This is a genomic window from Dinoroseobacter sp. S76 (genome assembly GCF_049801095.1).
GTDB lineage: Bacteria > Pseudomonadota > Alphaproteobacteria > Rhodobacterales > Rhodobacteraceae > Dinoroseobacter.
This window is the reverse complement of sequence record NZ_JBNAGH010000003.1, coordinates 92668-105135: the sequence shown is the minus strand read 5'-3', so window position 1 is coordinate 105135 and position 12468 is coordinate 92668. Positions and strand designations below refer to the sequence as shown.

Below are 12468 nucleotides of genomic sequence, written 5' to 3'. Positions count from 1 at the left end.
TGCCCCGCGGAACCCACGAATCCCACAGTGTCCGGGCTCCCGGTTGGTCTGCCCGAGGCGCTATTCTTTCGGAAACACCGATCGAAAGACCCGTTTCGGCGAGACGGCGGAGAAGACGAGCAGCAAGGCGGCGACGGCCAGAAGCGCTGCGCTGCCCGGGCGTTCGACAAAGATCATCGGATCTCCGCGGGACAGGAGCATGGCGCGGCGGAAGAACTCCTCCATCATCGGGCCCAGCACGAAGCCGATCAGGAGGGGCGCGGGCTCGAACCGGAAGAGGCGCAGCACGTAGCCGAGGACACCGAAGGCAAGTGTCGCCCAGACATCCGTCAGCGAGTTGGAGATGCCGTAGACCCCGACGCAGATCATCATGATGACGGTCGGATAGAGGTAGTAGTGCGGCACGCGGAGGAGCCGCACCCAGAGCCCGATCAGGGGGATGTTCAGGATCAGCAGGAAGAGGTTGCCGAACAGAAAGCTGACGATCAGCCCCCAGAACAGGTCCGGGTGTTCCGATATCAGGCGCGGGCCCGGCGTGATGCCGTGGATCATCAGGGCCCCGATCATCAAGGCCATGGTGGTGGAGCCCGGGATTCCGAGCGTCAGGGTCGGAATGAAGGCTGTCTGGGCCGCGGCATTGTTGGCAGCCTCGGGCACGACCACGCCCTCGATGGCGCCTTTGCCGAACTCCGCCTTGTTCTTGCTGATCCGCTTTTCCAGTGCGTAGCCCACGAAGCTCGCCACGGTTTGTCCGGTCCCTGGAAGCGTGCCGAAAAAGGACCCGGTGGCCGAGCCGCGCAGGGCCGGGGCGAGGCTGCGTCTCCACTCGGACCGCGTCGGGAAGAACCCGCGCCAGGACAGCTTCGCGCCCGCATAGCTTTGTGTGGCGCCGCGCAGGGAGACCATGACCTCCGACACGCCGAAGAGTCCCATGGCCACCACGACGAGCGAGATCCCATCGCGCAGCTCCGGGATCCCACCGGTGAAACGCGTCTCGCCGGAATTCACATCAACGCCGATCGTTCCCAGAAGGATGCCGAGGCAGACCATCATGAGACCGCGCACCGCGCCGGTTGAACTGACGATCGAGGCGGCGACCAGACCGAGCACCATGACAGAGAAATACTCGGCCGGTTGGAACAGGAGCGCGAACTCCGCCAGCTTCGGCGCGAGCAGGACGATGACAAGGACGCCGATGATCGCTCCGAAGAAGGAAGCCACCGATGTCGCGAACAGAGCGAGCCCCGCACGGCCTTTGCGCGCCATCGGGTAGCCGTCGATGCAGGTGACCGAAGAGGAGGGCGTGCCCGGGATGTTCAGCACAATGGAGGCGATGGAGCCGCCATATTCCGCCCCGTAATAGACGCCCGCCAGCATGACCAGCGCCGTGGCAGGTTCCAGATAGAATGACACGGGCAGCAGCATGGCGACGGCGGCCAAGGGCCCGACACCGGGCAGGACGCCGATAAAGGTGCCGAGAAAAACGCCGACAAAGCAGTAGAGCAGGTTGGCCGGTGTAGCCGCGGTTTCCAATCCGAGGGCGAGGTTTGACAGAAGTTCCATCTCACGGCCACCGGATGGGGACAAAGGGCATGCCGAGCCCTTGGACGAAGATCAGCCAGACCCCGAGGGCGACAGCGCCAGCGAGCGCCAGCCGCAGCGGCCAGCGGAAGTTCGGGATGGCCGATCCGGTGGCGAAGACCGCGACGGCCGTGGCGGGCAGAACCCCCAATAGCGGTGTTAGAAAGGCGAATGCCGAAACGCCTGCGAAGACGCCCAGAACGGCGATGGGATCGGCCTTTTCCGTGTCCAGGGGCGCGCGCAGGCTCTGGAAGACGCCAATCAGCGCGAGCAGCGCAAGGATGCCCCCCACGAGGAGGGGGAAGGCCCCGGGCCCCATCCGCCGAAACGAGCCGAGGTCGAGCGTGACGACCGCACCAATGGCAAAGCCCAGACCCGCCACCAGCATGATGAGCGGTCCGGTCAGAATGATCATTGTGGTGCGTCGCATGGCATCTCATCCAGGGTGAACTCCGCGCCATCATAGGCTCGGGGCAAAAGGATCCGACCCCTGCGGATCCCGTCCGCAAAAGCGTCGATTTCGGAGGCAAGGGGGGCGGGAATGTCTGCCCCGAGGGAGAGAGCCACGAACTCCCCCTGCGCCAATCCGAATTCGACAATGTGACCCGGCACTTCGCCCGCCACCATATCCTCGATCGCGCGGCGAACGCCGGTATCGATCCGAGCGATGGCGGAGGCGATGAAGACCTCCGGATCACGCTCCACCCAGTCCAGTGCATTGCCAATCTGTAGCATGCCGCGTTCCCGGCAGGCGCGCACCGCGCCCGCGCGGGCACCGTTCAGCATGGTGAAGAGGATATCCGCGCCTTGCTCGATCTGCGCAGATGCCCAGCGATAGGTCACGGCGCTATCGTCCTGAGTGCCGCAAAACCCCGTCAACACGCGCACCGAGGGATCCGCATGGGCCACACCGGCGGCAAAAGCCGCGCGACCCTTGAGGCCTGGCGGCACGCGATGCCCCGAGAGATGCGCGACCGTGCCGGTCTTGGTGAGGCGCGCCGCGAGGCAGCCCGCCAGAAAGGCCGAGTCCTCCTGTCGCACATCGTAGGAGGCGAGGTTCGGTCCCGTCTGACTGCCCTGCACCAACGCGAAACGCTTCTCCGGAAAGGCCGCGGCCATGTCCGGCGTCGCGATGTCCCCTTGTCCCCCGATAAAGACCAACCCGTCCTGCTCGGGCAGAATGGCGGTCATCCGTTGTCGGATGTCCGTTTGGTCATAGCTGGCCCCGGATACGATGGTGATCTCGGCCAGCCCGTCCGCAGCGGCCGCCTGCGCCCCGGCCAAAGCACTCGCATTGAAGCCGGCATCATGGATTTCACCGACGAAGAAGACCGCGATCTTCATGGCTTACTCGAGCGCCGAGGTCACAAGCGGCGTCCATTGCGCCAATTGGGCTTCGACATAGTCCGAGAATTCCGCGCTGGTCTTCGGGCTGCGTACCAGACCCCAGGTGTCGAATTGCGCCAGAACCTCCTCGGAGGAGAGAGCCTCGGCCAGGGCTGCATCAAGCTTCGCTTTCACCTCGTCCGGAACCCCGGCAGGTGCGCTCACCCCGAGCCAGTTCTCGGCCACCACATCATAGCCCAACTCACGGAATGTCGGCACATCGGGCAGAGACGACAACCGCTCCGTCGCGCTGACGGCGAGGGGAATGGCCGTTCCCTCTTCGACGGACGGCAGGTTTTGCGGCACCGCGTCGAAGATCGCCGGGACGACACCGCCGCGGAAATCCAGTCGCATGGGGCCCGACCCTTTATAGGGTACGTGGAACAGCGCGGTCTCGGAGACATTCTGGAAATGCTCCGCAATGACATGCCCCCATGAGCCCACACCGGAACTGCCATATTCGTATTTCTCGGGCTCTGCCTGCGCGGCTTCGATCATCGCATCCAGACTGGTGATTTCCAGCTCCGGTGAGACGAAGAGCGCGAGGTTTACCGTCCCGATATAGGTGATGTGGTCAAAGTCGGCGATGGGGTCATAGGGCGTATCGGGGAAGCGGATCGGCGCCACGTTGAAAGGCGTGAGGTTCGACAGCATGAAGGTATAACCATCCGGTGCCGCCTCCTGCAGAGCAGTCGCGGCGACCGTGCCCGCCGCGCCGGGCTTGTTCTCGACCACAAATTGCTGACCCAGCGAGGCCGACAGCTTTTCGGACAGGAGACGCGCCACCAGGTCGCTCGACCCGCCAGGCGGGAAGGACACAAGGATGCGCACGGGTCGTTCGGGCCAATCCGTCTGCGCAAAGCCAGGGCTGGCGAGGGAGGCAATCGACGCAGCGGTCACAGCGAGAAGCGTTCTACGTTTCATCAGTGGTCTCCATGACTGTTTGTGAAATCACGGTGCCATTTGAGGGTATTTGACGCAAATAAAGAAACCAAGATTTCATAGATTCTCTGCACCACAGAGTCTGCTGGCTTAAATTTTGGACGGATTCCGCAACCATATGATCGGATTTTGCTCAGGAAAGCGCAGGAATCGATTCAAATCCCGTGGCTGCACAGGGTGACCCGCAGACATCCCGCTTGCACGAAACCGCGCGTCGGCGCAGTCTCCTGCTATGAAACCAGAGTTTCACAACGACGGGTCGTTTCTCAGCAGGGTCAAGGCCGCTCTGCCCGAGCTTCACCGCGCAGAACGCACGCTCGGAACCTTCCTTTTGGACTTTCCCGGCGATCTTGCCTCCTATGACGCGCAGGAATTGGCGCGGCTCAGCGGGGTGTCCAAATCGACCGTGTCCCGCTTTGTCAGGCGATTGGGGTTCGAAAACTACGAGAGTGCCCGACGCGCTGCGCGAGAGGAGCGGCAAAGCGGGTCCCGGCGGTTCCTGGCCCACTCGGAAAGCGTTCCCCCGGAAGAGCAACTCGCCATCAGCCTTCAGGAAGAGCTCGACAACGTCTCGCGCACCTTTGAGCGTATCGACATGGCGAAACTGGATGCCCTCGCCGAGGCTATCGTGACGTCACGCAAGGTCTGGGTGGCCGGGTACCGGATCAGCCACAGCTTTGCGTCTTACGTCTATTGGCAACTGATCAAGGTCGTCCCCGAGGCTGCGTTGATCCCCCAAGGCGGGGAAAGCCTGGGCGAGCATTTCGCGGCCATGCAGCCCGATGATCTCGTGATCTGGATCGCCCTGCGTCAGAAGATGGCGAAGACCGATGCAGCACTTCGGCAACTGAACCGGCTCGGCATTCGGACCGCTTTGATCAGCGATGATGGCAGTGACACGGACCATCGCATGGCATGGCATTTCCGCTGCCGGATCGAGACCTCGAGCCCGCAGTTCAACCACGCCTCCGTCACCTCCCTGTGCCATCAGATCGTCACCCGCGCGACCTTGCGCGCCGGTCTCGATGCCCGCACGCGGCTGCGGCGCATCGACGAGCTCAATCAGGATCTGGGCGAGGTTTAGGCGCAGACGGTCAGCGCGCTTATTGCGGCGCGCGGGGCAGTCGCAGGTGTTTTGAGTGCATCGTCGTCACCCGACGCTTAGCAAGGTGCGCACAAGGGCGGTTTGGGAATTGACACCCGTCTTCGCATAACCTTCCTCGTAAGTGAGAGAGGACAGCCTTACACCGCCAAAAGTGTAGGAAATCGATTCAAGAAATGCTGCCTAGAAGCAGGCATAGGTAATCGTTCACTGCATGGTCTCAGAAAAGCTGCTGCTGCCCGACTAGCCGAGGAGGGATGTACTGAGCAGGAGATTATGGCGATTACGGGCCATCGCACTTCGAAGGAGATTACTCGCTATACTCGAAGCGCGCGTCAGAAGAAACGAGCCGAAAGCGCACTCACTCGTCTGTCCGATCACTCGACTGAGGAACGGCAGTAGAACGAAAAAGTCCTACTTTGCACGCAAGTTAGCCTTAGTGGGACTTTTCACGCCCTCAACGACATAAAAACAAAGGATTTTTGTAATATGATGGTGCCCGGGGGCGGAATCGAACCACCGACACGAGGATTTTCAATCCACTGCTCTACCCCTGAGCTACCCGGGCACGGGACGGCTGGGCCGTCTCAGGGTGGGAGCGTTCTAGACGTGAGGACCGGGAGTGTCCATAGGGTCTGACGCAAAAAAAGCAGCTTCAATGTCGCGTTTTTTTCGCACCCTCGAAGGCCGGGTCCATCGGCGTGCCGGACGGGGTTTCTCCAAGCCTTGCCATGGCTTGCTCGGCCTCTTCGGTATTCTCGTCCCGCTCCGACGCGATAGCATATCCGCCGGTCATCCAGCGCCCCAGATCCACATCCGCGCAGCGTTTCGAGCAGAAGGGCCGATAGCGTTCGGCAGCATCCTTCTGGCAGATCGGGCAACTCATGGCAGGTCTCTCCGGCGCAGGGGGATGCGGTCGCGTTTGCGCTGCAACTCGTAGTGTCCAAGAGGGGTCCATCCCACCAGCGATGTCTCGGTCGCGTCCTGACGGAAGGCCGTGCGCAGCGCTTGCTCTAGCGCTTTGCGGTCCTTCTTGGGCATGGGCGCAAAATCCACAGTGATCTGCCCACCGAGCCCACGGAGGCGCAGCTGTCGGGGCAGGGCCCGCGCGGCGGCGATGTTCGCCTTCATCCCCGCAGCGGGGGAGGTGTCCGCTCCGGTGTTCACGTCCACGGCGATCAGGGCGCGGGTCGGCTCCACAACAAGGCTGCCGCCGCCGGGCAGCGGCGCATCGGGCTCGGCCAAGTCTGCGAGCGCGTCCAACACGCCCAGATCCTCGAACCCGCCGGGGCGAGTCACGATCTCGGCGGGGGTTGGATCGCCCCAATCGCGCCAAGCCAGGTGATGGGCGTCCGGGGCGTCGAGCAGCAGATCCGCCGCCTCGCCCTTGCTTTCCGCGCTGATCGCATCTGCCAAGGCGAGGGTCTCCGAGATGTCCTCGGACAGATCCTCATCCGACGCATCGGCCGCTGCGGATCGGAGAATCATGCCCGTCTTGGCCTCCGGGGCCAGATCCTCGGCGAGAATGCGCAGACGCGCGCGGGTTTCCTCGTCGCGAATTGAACGTGCGATGTTCAGCCCTGGCGCGCCGGGGCTGACGATGACGTAGCGGCTCTTGAAGAGCACGCGATCCGTGACCGGGATTGCCTTGCCGGGCTCTGCGACGCCGGAGACCTGCACCAAGAGAGATTGTCCGGGCCGTCGTCCCGCGCCGCCGCGCAGGAACCCTTGAACCCCTCCGAGCTTGACGAAGGCGCCGCCCTGTCCCTTGACGGGACGGTCGACAATGGCGCGGAAGATCGCGCCGGGCAGGGGCGGGTCCGTGTCGCCGGGATCCAGAATGAAGTCATCGAGCACCCCATCCACCATGCGCGCTGCCGCCCGCCGGTCGTTCAGGTGATCCAGAACAATCACGCAGCCTTTCATGGGCGGCTCCCTTGGCTCTGCTCCTGTCCGGAGGGGGCAGGTGCGGTGATGCCGGCATGGGTCAGAAGGGCCGCGGTTTCAGCCAGTGGAAGCCCCACGACCGCGGTGTAGGAACCGCTGATCCAGGGGATAAACGCCGCGGCGGCCCCTTGGATGCCGTAGCCACCGGCCTTGCCCATCCAATCATTGCTGTCGAGATAGGCGGCGATGTCCGACGCGCTCAGATGGCGCATGCGGAGCGTCGTCTTGACCTCGCGCGTCACGAGACGGTCGCCATGGCGCACGGCAATCGCTGTAATCACCGCGTGGCGCCTCCCGGACATCAGGGTGAGAAAGGCCTCGGCCTCTGCCCGGTCCTCGGGCTTGCCGAGGATCCGCAGCCCGACGCTGACGGTGGTGTCGGCGGTGAGCAGCACCTCATCCGGCGCAATCTCCAGCGCTTGGGACTTCTCGACCGCCATCCGGCGCACATAGGGCAGGGGGCGTTCGCCCGCCCGCGGCGTCTCGTCGATATCAGCGGCGCGTACGGCATCGGGCACCAGCCCAATCTGGGCCAGCAGCTCCAACCGCCGGGGCGAACCCGATCCCAGGATCAGGCGGGGCCGGGGCGGCACCGTTACTTGAAGCGGTAGTTGATCCGACCCTTGGTCAGATCATAGGGGGTCATCTCGACCTGCACCTTGTCGCCGGCCAGAACGCGGATGCGGTTCTTGCGCATCTTGCCTGCCGTATGTGCGATAATCTCATGGCCGTTCTCAAGCTCGACCCGGAATGTCGCGTTCGGCAGGAGTTCCTTCACGACGCCGGGAAATTCGAGCAATTCTTCCTTGGCCATGGTGTCTCCAACTAAAACTGCCCGCTCATCGACGGGCGCGCCAGCATATGCGCCCAAATCCCGAAGTTTTCAAGCGTGTTTCTGCGCAAAGGGCGTGAGCTGTGCCAGAATGTGCTGCGTGTCCCACGCAGCTGTGATGTCAACGTCGCCCTTGGGGCGGGGTTTGAGCGTCGCGCGCGCCCATCCCGGGCGGTCGGCAGCGGTCTCTGCGAGGATACCATCGCTCGGCGCGTGTCCATCTGGCGCGGCATAGATCCCGGCCCGTCCACGAGAGCGGTCGAGATAGGCGGAGACCGCGCAATCCCCCACGGTCTGGGCGAGCACCACATGGCCGCCGCTTTCCAGCGCGCGGGTACGGGCGGCGAGGCGGACGCGGGTCGCTCCGGCCGGACCCTCCGTAGCCGAAGGCATCAGCAGGAGCCCGGCGCCAGCCTGTCGGATGGCGCGGGCCTGCAACGGAAACTCCCCGTCATAGCAGATCAGGACGCCGAGCCGGGGCAGGCCCGGCGGATCGAAGACCGGCAGGTCCCTTCCGGGGGAGAGCGGGGTCTCTGCCTGTTCCCAGGGTGTGAGCTGCCGCTTGTCGATAAAGGCGATCTCCCCGGTTCGGGTGATCAGCGCTGCCCGGTTCACGAGCGCGCCGGTCGCGTTGCGGGCAGGGAGGGAGCCACCGAGCAGGGTCGTGCGCTGCGCCTGCGCGATCTCCGCCAGCATTTGCCAGTAGCGTGGAGCGGCCTCTATCGCGCGTGCGGTCTCCTCCGCTGCGCTGAGCGGGGTTGTCGCGCCGATCAAAGCCGCATCCAGCCCGGCATATTCGGGAAAAACCGCGAGCTCTGCATCCGCCTCAGCCACCCAGGTGGTGAGCTTGCGGTGCAAGGCGTCCCAATCGGGCAGGGCTTCGACCGGATAGGCGGCAGCAGCGATCTGCATGTTCAGACCCCACCCACTATCGCGCCGCACCGGCTCACAGGGCCCGCATCCAGATCTGCAGCGGCTTTGCGCTCTCCTCTGTTGCGCCGAGATCGCGCCAGCTCATCTCCAGCACGGCGCCCGGCACAGGGGCGTAGCCGCGCTTGCGCCAGAACGGATGGAGGTCCCGGGCCCCGTCCGGGCGCGCGGGATGGTCTGCAGGCCGCGTGACCGCGCAGAAGCTCGCATGGGTCGCGCCGAGATCGCGGGCATGGGCCTCGCGCGCCTCGAAGAACCGATGCCCGGCGCCGAGCCCGCGATACTCCGGGCGCAGGACCGATTCCGCGCAGTAAAAGATCTCCATCCCTGGCCTGGAGAGCGAGGCATAGGCTCCGGCCACATCCGCATGGTCTCGGGCGGGCATGCCCGTGGCGGCCCCGACGATTTCGCCGTCCGAGTTTTCGGCCAGTACCACAACCGAGCGTGAGCAATCGCGATAGCTCTCCAGATAGCGCGCCTCATAGGCCTCATCCCCGTCATAGAGATAGGGCCAGTCGCGAAACACGTCGATCCTCAGCTCGGCCAGCGCCGGGATCGCGTCGGCGACTTCGGCGCCACGCAGGGTGCGAAAGCGCAGGCTCACGCCACGTGCCCCGGTGGCCCGAACCGGTCGAGCATGCGGTCCCGGATCTGATCCCGGGTCTGGCGATAGCTGCGCAACTTCGCCTCGCGGGTTTCGGCCATGCCTGCCGGGTCCATGATCGGCCAGTATTCCACATCCAGATGGAAGAGCCGCGTCAGCTCCAGCGCCTGACGCTGGCTCGCGGGCGAGAGCGCGACGATCAGATCGAAGGAGGAGAGGTCATCGCCCCAATTGTGCATGTCCTCGAAAGACCGCGTGCGATGGGCCTCCAGCGTTACGCCAATCTCGTTGCACACGGCCACCGCGAAGCCGTCGATGTCGAGGTCGTTCTTGACCCCGGCCGACTGGATATAGGCGCGCTGGCCGTAGAACTTCTTCATCATCCCCTCCGCCATGGGGGATCGGATCGCATTGTGATCGCAGCAAAACAGGACGGAGGAGGGGAAGGGCATAGCCTAGCCGCCGAAATGCAGCACGCAAATCAGGGTGAAGAGGCGTCGTGCGGTGTCGATATCCACCTCCGCCTTGCCTTCGAGCCGTTCCTCCAGCAATCGGGCACCCTCGTTGTGGATCCCGCGCCGGGCCATGTCGATGGCCTCGATCTGGCTGGGGGGGAGGCGTTTGACCGCGTCGAAATAGCTCTCGCAGATCTGGAAGTAGTCCTTCACCACCTGCCGGAACGGCCCGAGCGAGAGGTGGAACTCCGCCACCTGCTGCGCCTCGGCGTCGGAGAGGTCAAAGACCAGCCGCCGGTCGCGGATCGCCAGAAGCAGACGGAACGGCCCGGGGGGCACATCGCGATCCTCACGCGGGGGCAGCTTGAAAGCGTTGTCCTCCAAGAGGTCAAAGATCGCGACCTTGCGCTCCTGTTCGATCTCCGGCGTGGGCGGGGGCAGGGCGCTGTCGTCAATGGCGATGTCGATCAGGTAGCTCATAGGGAGGCCTCCGCGAGTTGCGCTTGTTCCCAGTCCGCGAAAGAAAGTCCGCTGCCCTTGAGCCGCCATTCGATCCGACCGTTGGCCGGACGCCCGTTCATGACTGCAGCCGCGGCCGACGGGCTATTGAAGGCATAGGGCCTTGCGAACACAGCGTGGGTATCGGTGACCTCAAGGACCCCCTCCTGCACGAGTTTCTCATGGAGCAGTTTGTAGCCGTAATCATGCACGCCTTTTCCAGCCCAACTCTGGCGAGCAACACTGCCCTCAAGCACAAGAAAGTCCGATCCTTCGAGCCGCGCAAGACCATGGATCGCGTTCTTTGGCGTTTCGAGCTCAAAGAGTGGGATGGTGGTTTCTTTGGGCTGTGGACGGTGGTCGGAGAGACGCTTCCCTGATCGGAAAGCCTCTACTCCGATCGCGGGAAGTACCAGATCGAGTGTATCCAGAAAGGTCTCCATATTTGCCTGTGCGGCCTCGTTGATCGAGCTGCCCTCCGGGCGCGTGGCGTTGGTGAGATGCATTGTGTTTGCATCGGAGGCTTTCTGTATTAGCCGCGCCTCTAGATATTTCACATGCGCCTTGTTCAGAGAATTCGCGCTTGCGGTAATGAAGACAGCGTCTTGCCACCAGTCCTTCTGTGCATCATGGTCCCTGATCCTCCGCGCGACGCTCTCGGCTTCTCCAATATAGATGGAGGGGACCCCATCCTCTGCACCAAGCAGCAAGTACACCCCGGTGAACGCAGCTTCTGCGCGTTGCAGGGCATCCTTCAGCCGCAGCCGCGGCGCTTTCAATATGTGTCCGGTCCATCCAAAGACTTCCGCAGTCAGGATGCCGTCTGGAGTGCCATCTGCAAAAAAGAGCTCTAGCGAGCGTCCCCGGCTCATTCTGCGGCCTCCCCGCGGTTCAGACGGTCGAGGCGGGCGCGGACGCTGAGGCCGTGGGCCTCGAGGCTTTCGGAGATCGCCAGTCGCTCGGCAGCAGGGCCGATTTCGGCGAGGGCCTCGGGGGTCATCTTGGCGAGTGTCGTGCGCTTGACGAAGTCCATGACTGACAGGCCCGACGAGAACCGCGCCGAGCGCGCCGTGGGCAGCACGTGGTTCGGGCCGCCGATATAGTCGCCGATGGCCTCGGGCGTCCATGCGCCGAGGAAGATCGCACCTGCATGGGTGATCTTCTCGGACAGCGCGTCGGGGTCGGCGACGCAAAGCTCGAGATGTTCGGGGGCCACGCGGTTCGAGAGGGTGGCGGCCTCATCAAGGTCGCGCACGGTGACGACCGCCCCGAAATCGCGCCAGCTGGGTCCTGCGATTGCGCGGCGTTCCAGGGTTTCGAGCCGCGCCTCGACAGCTGCAGCCACTGCGCGCCCGAACTCCGCATCATCGGTGATCAGGATGGATTGCGCGCTCTCGTCATGTTCGGCCTGGCTCAGAAGGTCCACGGCGATCCAATCCGGGTCATTGTCCCGATCGGCGATCACAAGGATTTCCGACGGTCCGGCGATCATGTCGATCCCCACGCGGCCAAAGACCCGGCGCTTGGCGGCGGCCACATAGGCATTGCCGGGCCCGGTGATCTTGTCCACGGGGGCGATGGTCTCGGTCCCGTAGGCGAGCGCGGCAATCGCCTGTGCGCCGCCGATCCGGTACACGGTCTCGACCCCCGACAGCCGCGCGGCCAGCAGCACGAGCGGGTTCACTACGCCGTCCGGTGTCGGGGCGCAGATCACCAGCCGCTCGACCCCGGCCACCTGGGCAGGGATTGCGTTCATCAGGACCGAGGACGGGTAGGAAGCGAGCCCCCCTGGCACATAGAGCCCCGCGGCCGAAACCGGCGTCCAGCGCCAGCCGAGCTCCGCCCCGGTCGGCTCGGTCCAGCGGGCATCCTCGGGCATTTGGCGCGCGTGGTAGGCGCGGATGCGCTCGGCGGCGAGCTCAAGCGCTGCGCGCTCATCGGCGGGGACCTTGGCGATCTCGGCGTCGATCTCGGCGGGCGAGAAGGCCAGCGTCTCGGGCGTCAGCTCAAGGCGGTCGAATTTCGCTGTCAGCTCCAGCACCGCCGCATCGCCCCGGGCCCGGACATCCGCGATGATCGCGGCGACCGTGTCATCCACATCCACTGCATCCTCGCGCTTCATCGACAGAAGCTGCGCAACTTGCGTTTCGAACTGCGCGTCGGTGCTGGACAGGAACATCGGCATGGGGCT

General features: G+C 64.3%; 16 protein-coding genes and 1 tRNA gene. 2 read left to right on the top strand and 15 right to left on the bottom strand.

Going from position 1 to position 12468, the window contains the following annotated elements:
• Positions 1-60: 60 nt before the first annotated feature.
• From ACP153_RS10150 to ACP153_RS10135, 4 genes are read right to left on the bottom strand one after another with little or no spacing between them, the layout of a single operon-like run.
• Complete coding sequence (locus ACP153_RS10150; protein WP_424970874.1) at positions 61-1563, bottom strand: tripartite tricarboxylate transporter permease; 1503 nt, start codon at positions 1561-1563, stop codon at positions 61-63.
• Position 1564: 1 nt separating this feature from the next.
• The gene (locus tag ACP153_RS10145) at positions 1565-2011 is read right to left on the bottom strand and encodes a tripartite tricarboxylate transporter TctB family protein (RefSeq protein WP_424970873.1); all 447 of its coding nucleotides are present in this window, start codon (positions 2009-2011) and stop codon (positions 1565-1567) included.
• Positions 1993-2925 (bottom strand): BMP family ABC transporter substrate-binding protein, encoded by a 933-nt coding sequence (locus ACP153_RS10140; RefSeq protein WP_424970872.1) that lies wholly within the window; start codon positions 2923-2925, stop codon positions 1993-1995. Before ACP153_RS10140 ends, ACP153_RS10145 begins: the two co-directional genes overlap by 19 nt.
• Before the next feature lie 3 nt (positions 2926-2928).
• A complete protein-coding gene (locus tag ACP153_RS10135; protein ID WP_424970871.1) occupies positions 2929-3891 on the bottom strand; it encodes a Bug family tripartite tricarboxylate transporter substrate binding protein in 963 nt (320 codons plus the stop codon).
• A 250-nt stretch (positions 3892-4141) separates the two neighbouring features.
• Between ACP153_RS10135 and ACP153_RS10130 the strand changes: the two genes are divergently transcribed.
• Together ACP153_RS10130 and ACP153_RS10125 are read left to right on the top strand one after the other, a co-directional pair.
• Positions 4142-4993, top strand: a complete 852-nt coding sequence (locus ACP153_RS10130) for a MurR/RpiR family transcriptional regulator (RefSeq protein WP_424970870.1) — start codon at positions 4142-4144, stop codon at positions 4991-4993.
• 102 nt (positions 4994-5095) lie between these two features.
• Complete coding sequence (locus tag ACP153_RS10125; RefSeq protein ID WP_424970869.1) at positions 5096-5413, top strand: tyrosine-type recombinase/integrase; 318 nt, start codon at positions 5096-5098, stop codon at positions 5411-5413.
• Positions 5414-5504: 91 nt separating this feature from the next.
• On the opposite strand, the gene ACP153_RS10120 is transcribed toward ACP153_RS10125, so the two are convergent.
• The 11 genes from ACP153_RS10120 to hisD all read right to left on the bottom strand — a co-directional run bounded on the left by ACP153_RS10120 (position 5505) and on the right by hisD (position 12462).
• Positions 5505-5579 (bottom strand) — tRNA-Phe (locus ACP153_RS10120).
• 87 nt (positions 5580-5666) lie between these two features.
• Positions 5667-5897 (bottom strand): DNA gyrase inhibitor YacG, encoded by a 231-nt coding sequence (locus ACP153_RS10115; protein WP_424970868.1) that lies wholly within the window; start codon positions 5895-5897, stop codon positions 5667-5669.
• Positions 5894-6937 (bottom strand): ribonuclease E/G, encoded by a 1044-nt coding sequence (locus ACP153_RS10110; RefSeq protein WP_424970867.1) that lies wholly within the window; start codon positions 6935-6937, stop codon positions 5894-5896. The genes ACP153_RS10115 and ACP153_RS10110 overlap by 4 nt, the downstream gene beginning before the upstream one ends.
• Positions 6934-7551, bottom strand: coding sequence for a Maf family protein (locus tag ACP153_RS10105; protein WP_424970866.1), 618 nt, complete (start codon positions 7549-7551; stop codon positions 6934-6936). Before ACP153_RS10105 ends, ACP153_RS10110 begins: the two co-directional genes overlap by 4 nt.
• Positions 7552-7553: 2 nt before the next feature.
• Positions 7554-7772 carry a translation initiation factor IF-1 gene (gene infA / locus ACP153_RS10100; RefSeq protein WP_007205486.1) on the bottom strand — a complete coding sequence of 73 codons (219 nt, stop codon included), beginning with the start codon at positions 7770-7772 and terminating at the stop codon, positions 7554-7556.
• A gap of 69 nt (positions 7773-7841) precedes the next feature.
• Positions 7842-8702 (bottom strand): nitrilase-related carbon-nitrogen hydrolase, encoded by an 861-nt coding sequence (locus tag ACP153_RS10095; protein WP_424970865.1) that lies wholly within the window; start codon positions 8700-8702, stop codon positions 7842-7844.
• A gap of 34 nt (positions 8703-8736) precedes the next feature.
• Positions 8737-9324, bottom strand: a complete 588-nt coding sequence (locus ACP153_RS10090; RefSeq protein WP_424970864.1) for a GNAT family N-acetyltransferase — start codon at positions 9322-9324, stop codon at positions 8737-8739.
• The gene (locus tag ACP153_RS10085) at positions 9321-9776 is read right to left on the bottom strand and encodes a low molecular weight phosphatase family protein (RefSeq protein WP_424970863.1); all 456 of its coding nucleotides are present in this window, start codon (positions 9774-9776) and stop codon (positions 9321-9323) included. The genes ACP153_RS10090 and ACP153_RS10085 overlap by 4 nt, the downstream gene beginning before the upstream one ends.
• Before the next feature lie 3 nt (positions 9777-9779).
• Complete coding sequence (locus tag ACP153_RS10080) at positions 9780-10259, bottom strand: UPF0262 family protein (protein WP_424970862.1); 480 nt, start codon at positions 10257-10259, stop codon at positions 9780-9782.
• Positions 10256-11149 (bottom strand): GIY-YIG nuclease family protein, encoded by an 894-nt coding sequence (locus ACP153_RS10075; protein ID WP_424970861.1) that lies wholly within the window; start codon positions 11147-11149, stop codon positions 10256-10258. The genes ACP153_RS10080 and ACP153_RS10075 overlap by 4 nt, the downstream gene beginning before the upstream one ends.
• Positions 11146-12462, bottom strand: a complete 1317-nt coding sequence (hisD, locus tag ACP153_RS10070) for a histidinol dehydrogenase (protein WP_424970860.1) — start codon at positions 12460-12462, stop codon at positions 11146-11148. The genes ACP153_RS10075 and hisD overlap by 4 nt, the downstream gene beginning before the upstream one ends.
• Positions 12463-12468: the final 6 nt, after the last annotated feature.

What these genes read in the sequence shown, in the direction of transcription:
- ACP153_RS10150 (WP_424970874.1), bottom strand. Translation starts at nt 1,563, where the DNA reads ATGGAACTTCTGTCAAACCTCGCCCTCGGATTGGAAACCGCGGCTACA.
- ACP153_RS10145 (WP_424970873.1), bottom strand. Translation starts at nt 2,011, where the DNA reads ATGCGACGCACCACAATGATCATTCTGACCGGACCGCTCATCATGCTG.
- ACP153_RS10140 (WP_424970872.1), bottom strand. Translation starts at nt 2,925, where the DNA reads ATGAAGATCGCGGTCTTCTTCGTCGGTGAAATCCATGATGCCGGCTTC.
- ACP153_RS10135 (WP_424970871.1), bottom strand. Translation starts at nt 3,891, where the DNA reads ATGAAACGTAGAACGCTTCTCGCTGTGACCGCTGCGTCGATTGCCTCC.
- ACP153_RS10130 (WP_424970870.1), top strand. Translation starts at nt 4,142, where the DNA reads ATGAAACCAGAGTTTCACAACGACGGGTCGTTTCTCAGCAGGGTCAAG.
- ACP153_RS10115 (WP_424970868.1), bottom strand. Translation starts at nt 5,897, where the DNA reads ATGAGTTGCCCGATCTGCCAGAAGGATGCTGCCGAACGCTATCGGCCC.
- ACP153_RS10110 (WP_424970867.1), bottom strand. Translation starts at nt 6,937, where the DNA reads ATGAAAGGCTGCGTGATTGTTCTGGATCACCTGAACGACCGGCGGGCG.
- infA (WP_007205486.1), bottom strand. Translation starts at nt 7,772, where the DNA reads ATGGCCAAGGAAGAATTGCTCGAATTTCCCGGCGTCGTGAAGGAACTC.
- ACP153_RS10095 (WP_424970865.1), bottom strand. Translation starts at nt 8,702, where the DNA reads ATGCAGATCGCTGCTGCCGCCTATCCGGTCGAAGCCCTGCCCGATTGG.
- ACP153_RS10085 (WP_424970863.1), bottom strand. Translation starts at nt 9,776, where the DNA reads ATGCCCTTCCCCTCCTCCGTCCTGTTTTGCTGCGATCACAATGCGATC.
- ACP153_RS10080 (WP_424970862.1), bottom strand. Translation starts at nt 10,259, where the DNA reads ATGAGCTACCTGATCGACATCGCCATTGACGACAGCGCCCTGCCCCCG.
- ACP153_RS10075 (WP_424970861.1), bottom strand. Translation starts at nt 11,149, where the DNA reads ATGAGCCGGGGACGCTCGCTAGAGCTCTTTTTTGCAGATGGCACTCCA.
- hisD (WP_424970860.1), bottom strand. Translation starts at nt 12,462, where the DNA reads ATGCCGATGTTCCTGTCCAGCACCGACGCGCAGTTCGAAACGCAAGTT.